Genomic DNA, 17,832 nt, shown 5'->3' on the forward strand with positions numbered 1-17,832 from the left:
GTTTATCAACTGCCTGGTATGCTAACCATGATTTCATCAGAGCAAAAACGACAGCTGTCTCAAAAAATTACCGACCTGATCGAGCAATTACCCCCCCTGCCGGATACCATTGCGGAACTCAGGCGTGTTGCAGCCAATCCGAATGTGCGGTTTTCCCATATAGCGCCGATCCTCAAAAGAGATTCTTCACTCTGCGCCGATCTGTTGCACCTCGTTAATTCTGCCTATTTCGGTGTTAATCATTCGGTTGATACAGTCGATGAAGCTTTGCGGATATTCGGGGTAGAACCCCTGATTAACTTTGTCACTCTTACGTTTTCGGAGAAAGTAATACGGGAGCGGTTTCTCTCGATAAATAATGTCGGGGATTATTTCCAGCATTCCCGTGAAATTTCAAAGGCTGCGGTTATTGTTGCCGGGAAAGCGAAAATGAACCGGCGAATCAAAGATTTCATTTCCACGGCAGGATTGCTGCATGATATTGGAAGACTTGTCATACTCATGGCGCAGGATAAAAGTGTTTTTGAATTGGCGGGAAATTCGGCCGAAAGCCTGAAAGAAGTAATTGAAAACGAACAGGATATTGCGGGGATGAATCACTGTCTGGTCGGGAGTCTTATCTGCGAAAAATGGCATCTGTCCACGTTTTTACAAAACGCAATCAAATATCATCACACACCTCTTGATGGAGGAGTACATACTGAAGCCGCCTATATTTTTTTAGCCCACTTTCTTACTTTTAACGAAGTTTCCGATATGATGCTTGCTACGGTATTGCCCCAGGACAATATAAAATCACTCGGTCTCTCACCAAAATCCATTGTCGCTGCTAAAGAAGAATACTCGAAATCGCGGAAATAAAGCTATCATGGAATTCAGGGAATCAGAGATAGTTGAAGCTGTTGAAAATTGTAAGTCGATCAGGTATCGATTTTACCGGATAACCGATGATTCCAAGTTGTTTCTGAATTCTGTTATTACCACCCTTCTCAAAGAACTCAAAAAGGATTTTATTTCAAGCAAACTTCAGTATATTGTCCATGAACTGATCGATAATTCTTATCGTATACTGCTGAAACGGCTCTATTTCAAAAAAAGAAAGCTTGATATAAATAACAAAAAGGATTACGAGACCGGCATTCAACTCTTTGCGTCTCAGTTATGGGATGAAGAGGATGAGCTTGCGCCATACCTGGAGACAGAGGGATATTATACCGATGTTCAATTTAAGGTCGACGCCGATTTTCTTTCAATATTAATTGTCAACAAAGGCCTTCCGGTCGAACAGGAAATGGAAAAAATTCGGTACCGTCTTAATTCCGCCATGGGGATGCGAACTATTGGTGAGGCTCTGAAGCGACTGCAGGATAATACCGAAAGTGCCGGGTTGGGGACGGCAATGATTATCATGATCCTCCGCAAAATCACCAATAATCCACCCGAAATAGAACCTTATATCTTTTCTGTTGAGCAGAAAAACAATCGAAGTATTGCAAAAGTTACAATTGCGCTGAATACGCTGCCCGAAAAACTTGTTGAACCGCTGTCGGAAAAAATCGCCGGAGAAATCCGTACACTTCCCGTCTATCCCGAAAACCTGCTTGAGCTTGAAAAAATGCTGGCCCAATCGGATATTCAGTTTTCGCAGGTGGCTTCGGTGATCGAAAAAGACCCTGCGTTGACAGCCGAGCTTTTGAAAGTTATTAATTCGGCCCAATATTTTCTTCCTCAGAAAGTCAAAACCATTCAAAATGCCCTCTCCTTGATAGGTATTCGCGGTCTCAGAAACCTCCTTCTCTCCTTTGGCGCAGCACGGATAATGAAAAAGCGGTATGGAAAACAACAGCAACACTGGGAACATTCGGCGCGATGCGCATTCTATGCCTGTACAATTGCACGTGACTACAATAAAATGAAATTAATTGACGATATCTACATGGGTGCGATTCTCCATGATATTGGGGAGATCATTATCCGTAGCGTGGAACCCTCACTTGCAGAAACAATACAGAAATTTTGTGTTCAAAAAGGGATTAACGGCGACACGATCGAACAGCTCAGTATTGGAACTTCACATTTCAAAATAGGTGCTTCTGTCCTTCGGAAATGGAATTTCCCCGAGGACATCTGCTCGCTTATCGAATTTGTAATCGAACCGCTCATTGCTCCTGATAATCTCAAGGAGATAGCTGCAGTTATCTATGTTGCCGATCAACTGGCAATGTTTCATGAAAACAGAATCAGCCTTTCTTCAATGCAACCCACTATCTTTAATGTATTCGATCTAAAATCATCCGAATCAATTAAGAGCTACAGTCAGCACCTTCAATCAAAATATTCCTCGATGCTCGAAAAGAAAGAGTATTCTTTGTAGATTTATTTCAACCACCTAAAATGTGAAATATATCACAATTAAAATACTCTTCAGCGTATTTACTGAGGTATTCCAAAATATATTTGACTTTTTATTGCATTAAGCGTATATTTAATGTGAAATATATCACGATTATGGTACAAGCTATTATGAAAAAAGAAATGCCGAAGCCAACAATTGAACGACTCTGTCTGATTTACGGCTTTTTGGAAGACCTTTTAGAATCGGGCAAAAAGGCGACATCTTCGGTCGAAATCGGTGAAATGCTTGGAATCGGGGCGCACAGTGTACGAAAGGATATAAATTTTCTTGGTGAAATCGGCAATACCAAACAAGGGTATGAAGTAGAAAAGCTAAAAAATGCTATAGGCGAGACACTTGGACTTGAAAAACCGAGAAATACCTGCATTGTTGGTCTGGGTAAGTTGGGGACGGCGATACTCAATAATTTGACAATATCCGATGGAAAATACAGAATTATGGCTGGATTCGATTCCAATATTAATAAAGTCGAAACAATGAAAGCGCCGGTTGATCTGTATCCAGCCTATGAAATGGAAAATATTATCAAGCAAAAGCAGATAGAACTTGCAATTCTATCGGTTTCTGCTGATGCGGCCCAGGAAACGGCAGAAAACCTTATCGAGAGCGGTATAAAAGGAATTGTCAATTTTGCTCCTGTTGTTATCCATTCACCACGACCCGATGTCAGTATTCGGAACTTGGATATAACTGGAGAGCTGCGATTATTATCAGCATATATAGAAACAAAAACCGGTGTAGTGGAATAGGAATCGAAAAGAGTTCCATTATTCTTTCCATACCTCCCATACTCCACTACTCCATTCTTTCATGAAAGGAGCAACCATGAGCCGTGTATTTAACTTTTCAGCAGGTCCGTCGACCTTGCCGGAACCGGTATTGCGTAAAGCTGCCGATGAAATGCTTGATTCCCATGGAGCAGGCATGTCGGTTATGGAAATGAGCCACCGTTCCCCCGAATTCAAAGAGATTATCGAAGCTGCCGAATCCAATATCCGTGAGCTTATGGGGATTCCCGGCAACTATCGTGTCCTTTTTCTGCAGGGTGGAGCATCCACTCAATTTGCCATGGTGCCCCTAAACCTTTTCAGGAAATCAAAAAAAGCCGATTTTGTCAATACCGGCGCCTGGTCCAAAAAAGCTATTGCCGAATCGAAACGATACGGCACAGTTAATGTCGTCGCCGGTTCCGAAGACAAAACCTTTACCTATATTCCGGAGTTAACCGGCGACATGTTTGATCCTGAGGCCGATTTTGTTCATATCACCACCAATAACACGATCTATGGCACCCGGTATACGACACTTCCTGAGGTCGGTGATGTTCCTCTTGTTGCCGATATGTCGTCGAATATTCTCTCCGAGGCCATGGATGTCACCAAATTCGGGATAATCTATGCCGGGGCGCAGAAGAATATCGGCCCGGCAGGAATGGCGGTTGTCATTGTCCGCGAAGACCTTGTTGGCCATGCCCTCGATTTTACCCCGAAAATGCTGAATTACCAAACCCATGTGGATGCGAAATCGATGTTCAACACCCCCCCATGTTATGCCATTTATATCAGCAATCTGGTTTTTGAATGGCTGAAAGAACTGGGCGGAGTTGCAGCGATCCAGAAACAAAATGAAGAAAAGGCTTCCATGCTCTACGATTATCTCGATAATTCGAAAATGTTCGAGGGGACAGTGGCAAAAAAAGACCGTTCAATCATGAACGTGCCTTTTGTTTGTCCCACCGAGGAACTGAATGCAAAGTTTATCAAGGAAGCCAAAAGAATCGGGCTGGTTACTCTCAAAGGTCACCGTACTGTTGGTGGTATGCGGGCAAGCATTTATAATGCCATGCCTGTTGAGGGAGTCAAAAAACTGGTTGATTTCATGAAAAAATTCGAAGCGGAGAATAAATAACAGACTATGAATAGAACGCTGACAAGGCTGATTTTGCTGATATTCGCGGGTCTGACTTTCAGCTCAATCAGCGTAATCGGCGTTCTATCAAAAAGCACAGAAGGAGCAGACACGCATGTTTAAAATTCAGACACTCAACAAAATATCGAATACCGGACTCGATCTTTTTCCCCGGGAAGACTATGAAATAGCTTCGGAGATACTTAACCCTGATGCAATCCTGCTTCGGAGTTTCAAAATGCACGACATGGAACTTCCACCGTCCCTGAAAGCGGTTGCCCGGGCAGGCGCTGGAGTCAATAATATTCCTATCGACAAGTGTTCCCAGCAGGGAATCGTGGTATTCAATACGCCTGGTGCAAATGCCAACGGCGTAAAGGAGCTTACTATTACCGGGCTTTTTCTTGCTTCACGAGGTATTGTTGATGGCATTATGTGGGCGAAATCGCTGGTCGGCAAAGGTGCTGATGTTCCCAAGCTTATCGAAAAAAACAAATCGAATTACGCCGGTGGAGAAATTGTGGGTAAAAAACTCGGTGTTGTCGGCCTGGGCGCTATCGGTGTTTCGGTTGCCAATGCAGCAATTGCGCTTGGTATGGAAGTTACCGGGTATGATCCTTCAATTTCGGTGGAAGCCGCCTGGGGATTGTCACGAAGCGTGCAACGGGCATCAAGTTTGGAAAGCCTCCTTGCAGAGTCCGATTTTGTGACTCTTCATGTGCCCCTTCTCGAAAAAACCAAAGGGATGATCAATCGGGACAAATTTGTTCTCATGAAAAAAGGTGTGTGCATTCTCAATTTTGCCCGCGGAGGCCTGGTTAATAACGAAGATCTCAAGCAGGCTATCAATGACGGCATTGTTGATGTTTATATTACCGATTTTCCTGATGAAGAACTCTTGAAAATGGATAAAGTGATTCCGGTTCCCCATCTGGGCGCCTCGACACAGGAAGCTGAAGATAATTGTGCGGTTATGGCTGTTAATCAACTGAGAAATTATCTTGAGCACGGTACGCTGAAAAACTCAGTCAATTTTCCCGATTGCCAACTGCAGCGAACCGCATCAAAACGTATCGTCATCGGAAATGAAAATGTTCCTGCCATGGTTGGTCAAATTACCGCTGTTTTAGCCGAAGAAAAAATTAATATTGCAGAGATGCTCAACAGAAGTAAGGGCAAACTCGCTTATAATATTATCGATTTCGAGGGTGAACTCAGCGAACAATCAATGGAGAAAATCCGGAAAATCGATGGGTTGATAATGGCGAGGGTACTTTAGAAAGCGAGTGATGGGGGAAGCCGGTATTCGATTCACTACCGCTTTCCCCGTCCTTTGGAAATATAATCGGGGATTTCGATATATTCCCAGTTATCGAAACTGAAGCCGATCCCCACGGTAAACCGGTCACCGCCAACAGGAGCGCCACGGTCGATTCCCCGGTCCCATTTCAGTTTCAGGGCTAAAGGGTATCTGCTGAATGTCTGGGCTTCCAGGCGAATTTCTGCACCATAAGAAAGTAGCCAGTCATCACGGTTAAGCTCCTTGATTTCTGCGGGATCGTCCCATCCTGCACCACCGATTACATTGAATGCACCGTAGAGACGGTCGAAATAGATGAAACTCAGTTTCCGTTCAATAGAACCCGGCCAGAGAGGGAATCGATAGGAGAATTTGGCGTGAGTTACTGCATTGCCGGCAACGACACCTTTTAAATAGGGGAGACGTTTTATCACTGTATCGCCGGTTGTTTTGACAATGATCTCATTCTTTTCTTCCTGAGTATAGTAGGCATAGCCCGGGTGCCACCAGATAGCCGGTTCATAATAATAGGGGAATTTATCGGTATCGGCGCCCGAGAATTTAATGGGCTCGATACCCATTCCGCCAAGCTCTGCATAGAGTGAATGCTTCTTATACCAGGGTGCATCAAAACCGAGCTTAATATCGGCCTTTACCGAGTGAAATAAATAAGAATCGTAGTTTTCCTGCATATCGGAACCAAAAGCATTTTCATCGTCGATAAGTTTCTGTTTTTCCACACTGTAGAGTACTTTGAGGTACGACCCTTTGGGATTGATTCTCATTGTAGGTTCCAATTTTTGTCCCATAGAGGCCAGAAATGCGCCGATACGATGTCCTTTTCCGATATTGTACTGAAACGTGAAACCTTCCTGCTGCCGCAGAAGAATGGCGACATCGGTTCGGTTCAAAGATGCAAAGGGATAGATACCAGCGATCGCTGATGCATTTGAAGTTATACTTCCTCGCATAAAATAATAGGGCAAAATTATATCTGCATAGTAATAGGTAACATTATACGGCTGTGTCTGGAGTTCTTCCTGAGTTTCATTGTAAAACTCATCCTTGCCCGTTATGCTGCGTTGTGAATAATTAGTCTGAATTGGGGTGGGAAGGAGGTTTGTTTCTCCAAAAAAGCCCAGATCATAATCAACTTCAGGATTGATAAATCCTACCTGCGGATCAATAAATTTATGGATTTTCGCCGGATCGAGCAGTAAATACCCTCCCAGCGCGCTCCCGGTCTTGGCGGCAAAATAATAGGGGTCGAACAGATTTAATACAACCCCTGCCTTTAAAGCGGTTTTTCCCCTGAAAACATCATCGTCATCACTTACCACCTCTTCGCCCAGAAGCGTAGGGATCAAGAAGAGTTTTCTTGGCATAAACGAATATCGCCGCGGCGGGGTGGTAGGCACATGATTGGTTTCAACGACTTTAGGTTCACGGTCTTCAATGACAGTGCTGTCGGGGGAGAATTCTTCAACGGCGGTAATACTGTCGATCAGATAAATCCCGTAGCCCTTTTTGTCATAATTGGCGTATACCAGCATGGACTCATCGTCGGTAATATCCGGAGCAAAGGCGCCGCCCGATACATTGGTAATTCGCTGCAGGGCTTTAGTATCGAAATGGTATCGGTAAATATTGAATATCCCGGTCCGGTCGGAAGAAAAGTAGAGTGTTTTGCCGTCACGGGAAAACCGCGGGTCGCGCTCGTCGTGCTCGGTATCGCAGAACACGCTGAATTCTCCTGACGATGTATCGAAAATGCCGATTTTTCTGTCTTTGTTATCAATATAGCTGATAGCGATAGCGTTGCCCTCGGGCGACCAGTCGAGGCTGAATATTTTCTGAACACTCAATTCGGGACGGGATGAATCGGGGTAAAGACGTTTGACGTTTTCCCCGGAGGTGTCGCTCATACATAAATAATTTTTTTCATTGTTATATCTAACAAATGCAAGCATGTCGCCTGAGGGCGAAAAAGCAGCAGCCATAGCTGCTCTTTTTTCGGTGACCTGACGCTCTGTTTTGTGAAAGGGCCTGAATTTTTTTTCTTCAGGGGGGAGGGTGTCGATAAATATATCAGGAACACTTTTCGCTCCTTCACTAAGCGGTAACATTGATTTTCGTGATTTTGCACTTGAAAAGGCTATCAGGCCATTTGTATCGCAAAGTGAATAGAAACTTTTGACAGTATGCATCTGCGGTTTAATTCGCTTATCTTCCTCGACAGTATCAACAAGATTATATGAGTAGAGGGATCGTAACGAATATTCATATTCACCATTTGATATGAAATAGATTTTCTTTTCATCGGGTGAAAACCGGGGCCAGTAGTTGTCGTAGCCCTTTTTGTTGATTTTGGTGCCGTATACCTGTGGTCCGATTGCTTCGATCTGTTTTTTGTATTGTTTTTCTAAATGCTGTTTCCACTCTTTATAGAGTTCCCGTGCTCGAATACCCAGTACATTTTTGATACTTCGGTCAAAGTTAATTCTCCCGAATCTGGAGCTTTCCCGCAGAATCGCAACAACTTTATCATAACCGTACTCTTCTGCAATATACTTTACCAGCGAAAAACCATGGTTGTAGGTTTTTTCGTAATCATCACCACGGCCGGCAAAAACGTACATATGATCGTAGGGAAGCAGCGTCGATGACAAGGACAACGTGCGGACTATCATATCCCGGTGCGAATCCCATCGGTCGGAACCATGCCGGAAACTCTCGTATTGCGCAATCCCTTCAAAAAACCATGGGGGGAGAATTTCCAGTGGATATATGTGAAGCCCTTCAAAACGCTCACCCTCGTTTGGATGGCTGAATGCTCCAAACTGGAAGTAGGGGATTAACGACGACATCTTGTGAGATGCCGTAATGGAAACGATATGAGCGTACTCATGGGTAACGACATCCCTCAGCCAGTGATGCGTTCCCCTGAGATTGAAATCAAAGGCATTCGGCGAAATCAGCAGCATATTGGCAATATCCATCGCCCATCCATTACCGCCAACATCGTTGGCAACGAGAACGTCGGTTTTTTCCGGAAGTGTCAGATCGTAGGTGTCGCGATAGATCGTATACAGCTCTTCCAGGATAGTAGCCGTTCTTTCGGCAACATGGTGGAGGTCTTTGGTAAAATGAATCTTAAAATGGCTGCTTTCAATGGTATAAATCGGCATTCTGAAGGCATTGAAACTTGCAGATCCTGCATGAATGGCAAGAATGATAACCAGGAAGAGGCAGAGGGAGAGCATTTTTTTCATCTGTTGCAACATATTTCTAAAACAGCATTGAGTATATAACAACGTACAGCATCTCAAAAGATTTCGGTTAAAATAATCCTATATTATTGAAGCGCTAAAATTTCTTTCTCATATCGTTGTTTCTCTCCCGATAGCAATCGGGACAGGTTTTTGTCATGGATTTCCCTTTTTCACCCCATTATTTAACCACCGCCATCTTCCATAGAGTACTTACCTTTTCTCCATTCACGGTGGCTTCAAGGCGGCATCGATAGACCCCGGGACCGAATTTAGCCAGGCCGATTGGTCCGGGAAGCTCGTTCCAGTCTTTCCAGTGAGTCAGATACCGGTTATCAGAGGGGTTCCAGTGGTAAACATGAAAGCCGGTGTAGGTGTATATGTCGAGCCTGACATCCTTTGCCGGACCGTTGAATTTAAACCTGAACCGGACTTCATCGGCGCCGTTAGTGGGATTGGGAAATGAATAGAGACTGATTTTTTCCTTGTCTACACCAGATGCAACGGGATCGGAGCCCTGATAGGCAAAGGACCGTCCACTATTGTAACCCACCTGAGGCCAGAAGAGAGAATCGAGGGACAGGGCGTTATTCAGTTCCCATCGATACACACGGCCGTTTTCGGCAATGGCAAACATATCGATACGATTATCTGAATCGATATCAGCAAGAAGAGGTGAGGTGACAGGTCCGGCGCCATAGGTGAGTGGCCAGTAAGACTGGCGTTCGGGGCCAGTGCCCTGGAGATCGTTAATAAAAACGGGACGTTTCGGTCGTTTACCGCTGTAATCCACCGCATCGATAAATCCACCCGGCATGATATAATCGGGTATCAACGAATCGCCGTAAACAAAAAGCGTGTCGACCAGTGATGGTTTCAGGCCACCGATACTATCGGGTGTACCGTCGTTACGAGTAAAATAGACCTTCGTGCTGTCATCAGTTGTGCTGTCGATCTGGAAAAATGAAAAAGTCTCGTGCTCACCGGTCGGCGATGAATAGAGTACAATTGGATTATTCTGCTTCTCACCTGCAACAAGAGGTGTGGTGGTGACCGATTGACGGTAGTACCAGTACCGGTTATCGAGGTAATAGGGCCATCCGTACAACAGCACGCCTTTATAATTGAGTGCATAGAGGCCGTTTGTTCCTCCCACAACAATATCGAGCATACCGTCCTTGTTAAGATCGGCAAGGGCGGGTGATGAATTGTTGACCGGCAGTGTTCCCCGCGGCGCGGTTGTGCTGTTTTCCTGATAGGTATACACACTCGGCCAGTCGACTGGGGCATTCTCCCATCCGGGAGCCCGGGAAAGGTTGCGAGTATAGCACCAGAGTCCCTGGCGGCTGTCGGAGACGATTATTTCGCTCGAAGGATTATCTGGGCCGTTTAAATTTCCGGTCACCAGAGTAAAGGGGCCGATACCGTTGACCAGCGTGCTGTCGAGAGGATATCCTGAGGATGTGTCACAGATCGAAAGTATTCCATTGAGTTGAACGGCAACAGCCTTTCCTTGTTCTTCCGGAAGCGCCGCGCAGGCAACAACAGGAAAAGAATCGTTATGAGCAGTAACACTGTGTTCAATTGAATCGGTGATTGCATTGCCAAATAATACCTTGCCGTTCGCACATCCGATAGCCCACCAATTACCGCTCAGTTCACACACATAGGTAGTTGCCGGTGAAGGCAGTGGTATTGTGCGCCATACCGGAACGGCAGTCGTATCCGGATTGACAGCCAGGGGGTTACCGATAGAGATACTGTCGAGTATCCAGAGCGTATCGCCGGCCGGGAGGTATACCTTATCGTTAATGACACTTGGAAAGGATGATGCCTGGGATGGTCCCTGCATGGAGTATACAGTGTCAAAACCAACATGGATAAGCTTTGTTGTGTCGATTGTTGTATCATGGGGAAGCGAGGCGTCTGAGCTGTCGATAGTCATCAGGGTGACATCAGAACTGTCTTTCAACAGAACATCAAGGGAAGGAAATGTGTCGATATGCCCGCCGAAAGAACGTTTTTTCGACGAATCGGCCGACCAGACATAGAGTTTGCCTGTTTCTGAGAGGGCGATAAACTCCTGTGAAGCATCACCTTTATAGACATTTGCGCATACCGGTTCTAAAATTTTTTCGTCGGGATGAACCCGTTTGGGCCATCCGTTAACATAGGATGGAGCGAGCCATGCCGAGGCTGAATCTACCGGTGAAGGAGGGACATCCCATTGCAGCGATATCTCGAATACGGAGTCGACATAGTTTTCGGCGTAATAATCCCTGATTGCCGCCATTTCCGAGGGATTAAGACCGGTTGTCGCCGGTGTGATACGCATGGTGAGATAACTGTGCCCTCCGTCATTGCTCTTTGTCGACGGGCGGGTCCAGGGGCCCATGGAATCGACAACGATTACCTTATCGTTCTTCCGTACCCGGTGAGGGAAGACATCCTCGGCCCCACCATAATCGAAGGCAGCCTGATAGAAGACATCCTGGAACATGATTCCCAGATCGGTAATACCATCAGCCTCAACAAGCCGGACACCGCGATAAATCGAATCGGCATTGACCATGTTGTATTTGATTCGATCACGAATAATGTTTTCATCGATATGCCACACCAGTACACCCGAAGCCGGAAGGCTGACATCATAGTTTTTCACGTTTAGAATAGCATTTGTTGCATCCCCGGAGGTCGAATCGACAACTTCATCGAGATTCACATTGTACGGATAGGGGGAAATATAGACTGTATCCCCGTATTCTGTGGTGTCATACCCGAAAACATCGGGATTGCCTTCGAGATTGCGCTGGCGGTTCTCGATAAGGTAATATTCATGATCGTTGATCGGCACCATGAGGATTGTTGTATCAGCTCCCGAGGGATCCGCAGCACCGATTGCCCGCAGATAATGGGTTTGTTCCCCCTCCTGTGGAACGATATGGGGAGTGTCCCATCCCATGAACATACGGACCCAGGCCGATGGCCAGGGAGGGATAAAGCCGTAGCCGGCAGAATAACCTGCAAAATCCATAATACAAAAGGCTCCGATACCGGAAATACCGCTGCTGGTCGAAAAAAGATCGGGAATGCCGACAGCTCGTGCAATCTGATTTACCAGAATGCCGTGGACACCCCAGTTGAGATCATCCTGATTTGACGTCTCTCCCATAAGCATGATTTCATCAACCAGAATCGAATCGTTTCCGGTCCAGAGGGTCAAACCGTTTTCACTTCCAATCGTATCGAGATCAAGTGTATCGCTGAAATACTTGAAAAATTCCTGTGAGATAAAAGCATCGATCATATCGGCGGGGGTGTCTTTACCGAAAACGCCGTCTTTCCCGCCGTCGGTAAGATATGATGCCCCGGCATGGATAATCAGAAAGGCAACCTTCTTTCCGGTCGAATCAACGATATGACCGGTTGACGGGTCCCGCCGGAGAGAGGAAAATGGAGAACCGTAGATTTCGTCTTTTGAAGCTGTAATAATAGCGTCACGAACAAATTTCATCAACCCGACAGTCTTCCTGAATCCATATTCATCCCATGACTCCTTTTTCTTTTTCCCCGCAGGAGAGTAGTATGCCATGGTCATGGTGTCTTTCAGAGACCGTGCTTTTTTTATCAACATCGTGTCTTTGCTTACTGTCGGGGCTAGCTGGATTGTCGTATCGACACTGTCCCGCAAAACGATCGCTTCCCGTACCGAATAGGCGCCGGTCTCCGTTCTGGGGTAAACGGTATATTTGATGGCAAATTTTCCACGAGAAACCCGGTTGAAATATTCTTTTGCATACTGGAGCTGATATTCGAAATACTGGCGATTATGAGGCATGTTGTCGTATTTGTAAATACTTGTGTCGTTGTATGCTTCGATTTCCTCGGGATCATCCATGTCGCTGAAATTTCCGGTACCGGTTGTAGCATCGGCGGTGTCCCGTTTGAACTGAACCCGGAGAGCGATAACATGAAGTGTGTCGGTTTTTTCTTTTTTAAACGAATAGAGCGGACCGGGATTGTCGACCGCTGTCTTGAACAAGCCTTTGCTTGACTTGCTTTTATGAAGGGTCGGGGGGGACGAAGGATCGGCGGAACCCGAAAAAACGAACAGGAGCAATGCAACGCTTAACGATGCATATATTTTCATTGTTATTAACCCTTTCATCAATCGTTATACCGGGCAAAGAGCAGCGATTAGTTGTGCAGTCATATCAGAATTTGAAAATAAGCGAGAAACGGGGTTGTCCGTGCCGCACTCCATGACTTCCTTCCAGATGAGAATCGGTTTCATCCTTGATAAACGTTTTCATAACATCTTTAAAGAATCCCGGAGGGGAGTGGATATAGGAGAAATCGAAATTCAGATTTCCGTATTTGACACCAAGCCCGATAGTCAACTCATACCGCTCGCCGAGATAATCGAAGAGGAATCCCATACGAGCTGCTATAAACTGAAGATACCAGTATTCAAGTCCCATATTGACATTGACTTCTTCGAATATGTCGACAATGCCTTCTTCATCCTCGAGGTCGGTAACGATCGCTTTCCAGAACGGATCGGGATCGCGTTCGATATAATTTTTCGCAAGCTCCCTGTTTAAATCGAGGAGAAGGTTAAGGTCGTGAAGTGGCGTTTCGACAGCACGGTATGCTAAGCCGAATTTAATGGTGAAGGGAATTGGATCGGCTTCTTCACGGGAAATATAGAAGATTGGCGGTCCCATATTTTGAAGCGAAAGCCCAAGGTCTAAACCACGGGTCAGAAGATTCCGTTTCAGTAATCCGGCATCGACTGCAAAGGTTCGCCCCACACCCTCGGAACCTTCCCCGATACCCGGTGCCAATGCACTATGCACATACTTGATATTAAGGCCAAGTGAAAGGTCTTCTTTGAGCGCAAGACCATAGTTCAGACCGAAAACGCCTTCCCAGGACCTGAACCGGGCAATTTCGCGGCCCTCTTCATCGGTCATGTAATTTTCACCGAAATTAATGAAATTAATAGTAAACCCGAGCGTTCCCCAGTCTTCGGTAGGAAGGACAAAGGATGCGTACATATGATGAAGATCTCTGAGTTTCAGTGCAGGAAGAAGCAATTCCCAGAAGAGCATTACCTGCTTTTCTGCATAATCGTACTGATTCACCGCCTTATCGGTTGCCAGCCAGACATCTTTACCATGGACCGCAACACCATAAACATCATCGCCCTTCAGAGCGTTCTTGGAATGGAATGCTTTCCACTCAGGAGGTTCTTGGACAACAGCTCCTTCCTTATCGGTTCTCACCCGTCCTTCTTTGTAGGAAATAGCGCCCCGGTTGGTGCCGATCCACACCCGTCCTTCCTCGAGTTCACCGAAGGAGTATACTTTGCTCTCGGGGAATTTGTACCGTTTCCATGAAGTTTCATCGTAAATGGAGATGCCGCCCTTTCCACCGATCCAGAGCTGGTCCTGCGAGTCAAACATCAGAGCAGTAACCGACTGGTTCAGAAGTCCGTCTGATGTATCAAGCATTTCCCAGGAATCTTCTTTTTTCACGAGTAACCCATAGGGGGTACCGACATAAAGAACGCCCGGCGTTCCAAATGCAACGGCATCGACCTGGGGTTCGGGTATTTCCTGAAAATCCAGTTCGTAGGTCTCCCAGAGTCCTTCGGAAAAGACAGCAAGACCGAGATCGGTACCAACTGCTATTTCATCGTAAGGCCCCACTCCCAAAGAGGTGATATGGGTTGAAGGAAGACCATCAAGGATGCCGAACCGGCTCCAGGTGCTGCCGTCAAAACGCCACAAACCACTAGGGGTTCCGATCCATACCTTTTCGGAAGCATCAACAGCAAGTGCAGTGATACTGTCATCAACCGCAATAGTAAAAGGAACTTTCAGTTCGACAAGGTTTTTGAATTCTTTATCTTCGGTTGTAAGAATCTGAGTTACTTCGTTGGTAAGAGCGGCAGCGGTGGTGGTGTCGATTTTTTCTGCAAGAGCATTAAAGATACCGGAACTGTCGTGATATACCGGATCCAATTCGAGTATTTCGAGGGCAAGATCGGCCGGCGCCAGCGTGGAATCTCCGGATTGCTTATCGGCGCTTGAATCGGCAACCTGTTTTTCGAAAAGGGTGGTAAGGGATTTGTAGCGCTTCATCTCGATATCATTTGTTTTCCTGATTATCAAAGCCGCTTTTTCGATGGCCTCTTCATCCTCGGTTTCCAGGTATTTCCGGGCGATGGTGAGCAGATCGTCACCTTCCTCGATCAGATATATCTCATGGGATTCCCAGGATTTGCCGCTGTATCGTAAAAGGCCATTCTGGGTTCCTGCCCATATTTTTTCACTGAGACTGAACTCTTTTTTCTTTTTTGCGGCAATAACATAAAATGAGGAACCGGAGTTGGCAAGATGGGCTTTCCATGTATTGGCGAGCGGCGCCTGTCCCAAGCCTGCCGGGTTGAAAAATGTGGCATTGGCATCGTCGGCCAGCGCAACAAAAGCTTCTCCTAACCCGGTTGCCCGTGCACCGGGAGGGAAGACAAGAGTGATAACCGCAGCCTGAAATGCCGCTGAAACCGAACTCGAAAACAATAAAAGAAAAATCAGAAAAAATGAAAATGAAACCGATTTTCGTACACTTTTCATTAAATGAACTCTCTATTGAATTTTTGAGACATTTTTCCAGTCGGGAAGTGGAGGAAGTTTATCTTGGTTGAAAAGGGATTGCATGCCGATAACGGTTGTTTCCCTTAAATTTTCATCTCCGCTATATCTTTTCAGGGTGCATTGGCAACCCAGATGAAAGGGAGGAATAATTTTTGGATATTTATATATTTGTCCTCGTGTCACAAAATGCCCCCGGGAAATCTTATTTTTACATACAGGATCTTCATTTTTATAGCTGTAATAGTAAAACTCCACACCTTCTTTGTCGCCTTCTTCTATTTCGGAAATGCTCGATTCAATATCATTTTTCCAGTCTTCAATGAGCAGTTCTTTATCATTTTTAAGAAGCTTAGTACCCCTTATATCTTCGTTTTGTGCCGCCAAATATTTTCGCAAATCTTCCTCGGAAGGTTTGACCTGATCAATAGATTCCCGGGGGCTCTTGCGCACAATCGAATATATGCCGCTTTTATGGATTACCGGAGGGTGCAATTCCTGTTGACTTTTTTCTTTATTAACGCCGACTCGAATTGCTATAAGCAAAAAGACAACAAACAGAATTATGGCAACTAATGCGAGAATAATGCTCACAATAAACAGCTCGACAAGGTTAAGTGATATGCACTGTTATTTTATTACAATTATAGTTATTTGTCCATGTTTTCCACAATTGCTTTGCCAAAACCGGAGCATGACAAAGTTGTTGCGCCTTCCATAAGTCGGGCAAAATCGTAGGTAACCTGCTTTTTCTCGATTGCTTTGCTTATTCCGCGTTCGATCAGATCGGCAGGCTCTTCCCAGCCCAGATGACGAAGCATGAGGACACCCGAAAGAATCACCGAACTCGGATTAACTTTATCAAGGTTGGCATATTTGGGAGCTGTTCCGTGAGTTGCCTCAAAAAGAGCATGGCCGGTTTCATAATTGATATTGGCGCCGGGAGCAATACCGATGCCGCCTACCTGTGCAGCAAGAGCATCGGATATATAATCTCCATTCAGGTTCATGGTGGCAATAACATCGAATTCATTGGCCCGGGTTAGAATCTGTTGGAGAAAGATATCAGCGATCGCATCTTTTATCATTATCGTTCCTTCAGGAGGATTCCCTTTACACTCCTCCCAGGAGACTACCTTGCCGCCGTATTCTTCTTTTGCCAATTCATATCCCCATTTGCGAAACGCACCTTCAGTGAATTTCTGAATATTTCCTTTGTGAACAAGTGTTACACTCTTTCGATTATGCAGGAGCGCATATTCGATTGCTGCCCGGATAAGACGTTTTGAACCGGTAATTGAAATCGGTTTAATCCCGATACCCGAATCTAAACGAATCTCCCATCCGAATTTCTCTTTGCAGAAATCAATAAGCTTTTTCACCTCGGAGGTGCCTTCCTCAAGCTCTTTCCCGGCATAGACATCTTCGGTATTTTCCCGGAAAATAACCATATCAATAAGATGGGGCTTTTTAACAGGAGAGGGGACACCGGCGTAATATCGGACAGGCCTGAGACAGACATACAGATCGAGGAGCTGCCGGAGAGCGACATTAAGCGACCTGATTCCGCCTCCAACCGGTGTAGTCAAGGGGCCCTTGATTCCAACCAGATACTTTCTAAAAGCTGCAACCGTTTCATCAGGGAGCCAACTTCCGACCGTATCGTAGGCCTTCTGCCCGGCAAGAACTTCTTTCCACTCGATTTTTCGTGAACCTTCATACGCTTTTTCTACCGCGCTATCAAATACATACTGGGCTGCACGCCAGATATCAGGACCCGTCCCGTCTCCCTCAATAAAAGGAATTACTGGATTTTCCGGTACATTCAAACTTCCGCTTTTCATGCTGATTATGCTTTCAGACACCTTGGTATTCGCTTTCTGGTTGAGATGAGTTAAATTCTTCTTAAAAAGATTAAAAAATAGTTAAAACATTCTAAAATACGAAATAGACCATCAAATCACAAGGGCAGGTATTGACATTATTAACCAATAAAGTTATCTTAAACTATTCAAAACGCGGGAGTAACTCAGTGGTAGAGTGTCACCTTCCCAAGGTGAAGGTCGTGGGTTCGAATCCCATTTCCCGCTTTTTACTCTTTTTTTCCGATAATCCCATATAAACCCCCTTTTTTTTCGATATTACCTCTGCCTCCGTTTATATTTATAAGGTCCTAAAAATTAAAAAACCTGTTTCAGGCAACTAAATTCCAGAAAATATTTGTTTGAACAATCGTTTTTTTGTATAATATTATCAAATGCTACAACATCTTTTTGCCCT

At 45.3% G+C, this 17,832-nt stretch carries 10 protein-coding genes and 1 tRNA gene; 6 read left to right on the forward strand and 5 right to left on the reverse strand.

Features of this window, described 5'->3' with window-relative positions:
* Positions 1-18 precede the first annotated feature (18 nt).
* From GF401_09600 to GF401_09620, 5 genes are all read left to right on the forward strand, one after another.
* Positions 19-861 (forward strand): HDOD domain-containing protein, encoded by an 843-nt coding sequence (locus GF401_09600; protein MBD3345303.1) that lies wholly within the window; start codon positions 19-21, stop codon positions 859-861.
* A gap of 7 nt (positions 862-868) precedes the next feature.
* Positions 869-2,374, forward strand: a complete 1,506-nt coding sequence (locus GF401_09605) for an HDOD domain-containing protein (protein MBD3345304.1) — start codon at positions 869-871, stop codon at positions 2,372-2,374.
* 134 nt (positions 2,375-2,508) lie between these two features.
* The gene (locus GF401_09610; GenBank protein MBD3345305.1) at positions 2,509-3,165 is read left to right on the forward strand and encodes a redox-sensing transcriptional repressor Rex; all 657 of its coding nucleotides are present in this window, start codon (positions 2,509-2,511) and stop codon (positions 3,163-3,165) included.
* A 76-nt stretch (positions 3,166-3,241) separates the two neighbouring features.
* Positions 3,242-4,324, forward strand: a complete 1,083-nt coding sequence (gene serC / locus GF401_09615) for a 3-phosphoserine/phosphohydroxythreonine transaminase (GenBank protein MBD3345306.1) — start codon at positions 3,242-3,244, stop codon at positions 4,322-4,324.
* Between the two features lie 115 nt (positions 4,325-4,439).
* Positions 4,440-5,603 (forward strand): 3-phosphoglycerate dehydrogenase, encoded by a 1,164-nt coding sequence (locus tag GF401_09620; GenBank protein ID MBD3345307.1) that lies wholly within the window; start codon positions 4,440-4,442, stop codon positions 5,601-5,603.
* A gap of 35 nt (positions 5,604-5,638) precedes the next feature.
* Here GF401_09620 and GF401_09625 read toward each other — a convergent pair whose 3' ends face one another.
* The 5 genes from GF401_09625 to GF401_09645 all read right to left on the reverse strand — a co-directional run bounded on the left by GF401_09625 (position 5,639) and on the right by GF401_09645 (position 17,417).
* The gene (locus GF401_09625) at positions 5,639-8,908 is read right to left on the reverse strand and encodes a hypothetical protein (protein MBD3345308.1); all 3,270 of its coding nucleotides are present in this window, start codon (positions 8,906-8,908) and stop codon (positions 5,639-5,641) included.
* Between the two features lie 166 nt (positions 8,909-9,074).
* The gene (locus tag GF401_09630) at positions 9,075-13,043 is read right to left on the reverse strand and encodes a hypothetical protein (GenBank protein ID MBD3345309.1); all 3,969 of its coding nucleotides are present in this window, start codon (positions 13,041-13,043) and stop codon (positions 9,075-9,077) included.
* 64 nt (positions 13,044-13,107) lie between these two features.
* On the reverse strand, positions 13,108-15,534 hold the full coding sequence (locus tag GF401_09635) for a PorV/PorQ family protein (GenBank protein ID MBD3345310.1): 2,427 nt from the start codon (positions 15,532-15,534) through the stop codon (positions 13,108-13,110).
* Positions 15,535-15,546: 12 nt separating this feature from the next.
* A complete protein-coding gene (locus GF401_09640; GenBank protein MBD3345311.1) occupies positions 15,547-16,146 on the reverse strand; it encodes a hypothetical protein in 600 nt (199 codons plus the stop codon).
* A 56-nt stretch (positions 16,147-16,202) separates the two neighbouring features.
* Positions 16,203-17,417 carry an NADP-dependent isocitrate dehydrogenase gene (locus GF401_09645; GenBank protein MBD3345312.1) on the reverse strand — a complete coding sequence of 405 codons (1,215 nt, stop codon included), beginning with the start codon at positions 17,415-17,417 and terminating at the stop codon, positions 16,203-16,205.
* A 153-nt stretch (positions 17,418-17,570) separates the two neighbouring features.
* Here GF401_09645 and GF401_09650 point away from each other — a divergent pair.
* Positions 17,571-17,642: transfer RNA gene (locus GF401_09650), tRNA-Gly, on the forward strand.
* The last annotated feature ends 190 nt before the right edge of the window (positions 17,643-17,832 follow it).

The sequence above is a fragment of the Chitinivibrionales bacterium genome (assembly GCA_014728215.1).
In the GTDB taxonomy this organism is placed as follows: Bacteria; Fibrobacterota; Chitinivibrionia; order Chitinivibrionales; family WJKA01; genus WJKA01.

Excerpts from the sequence above, each read along its gene's own strand:
- GF401_09610 (MBD3345305.1), top strand. The coding sequence starts at position 2,509 with ATGGTACAAGCTATTATGAAAAAAGAAATGCCGAAGCCAACAATTGAA.
- GF401_09620 (MBD3345307.1), top strand. The coding sequence starts at position 4,440 with ATGTTTAAAATTCAGACACTCAACAAAATATCGAATACCGGACTCGAT.
- serC (MBD3345306.1), top strand. The coding sequence starts at position 3,242 with ATGAGCCGTGTATTTAACTTTTCAGCAGGTCCGTCGACCTTGCCGGAA.
- GF401_09600 (MBD3345303.1), top strand. The coding sequence starts at position 19 with ATGCTAACCATGATTTCATCAGAGCAAAAACGACAGCTGTCTCAAAAA.
- GF401_09625 (MBD3345308.1), bottom strand. The coding sequence starts at position 8,908 with ATGTTGCAACAGATGAAAAAAATGCTCTCCCTCTGCCTCTTCCTGGTT.
- GF401_09635 (MBD3345310.1), bottom strand. The coding sequence starts at position 15,534 with ATGAAAAGTGTACGAAAATCGGTTTCATTTTCATTTTTTCTGATTTTT.
- GF401_09605 (MBD3345304.1), top strand. The coding sequence starts at position 869 with ATGGAATTCAGGGAATCAGAGATAGTTGAAGCTGTTGAAAATTGTAAG.
- GF401_09630 (MBD3345309.1), bottom strand. The coding sequence starts at position 13,043 with ATGAAAATATATGCATCGTTAAGCGTTGCATTGCTCCTGTTCGTTTTT.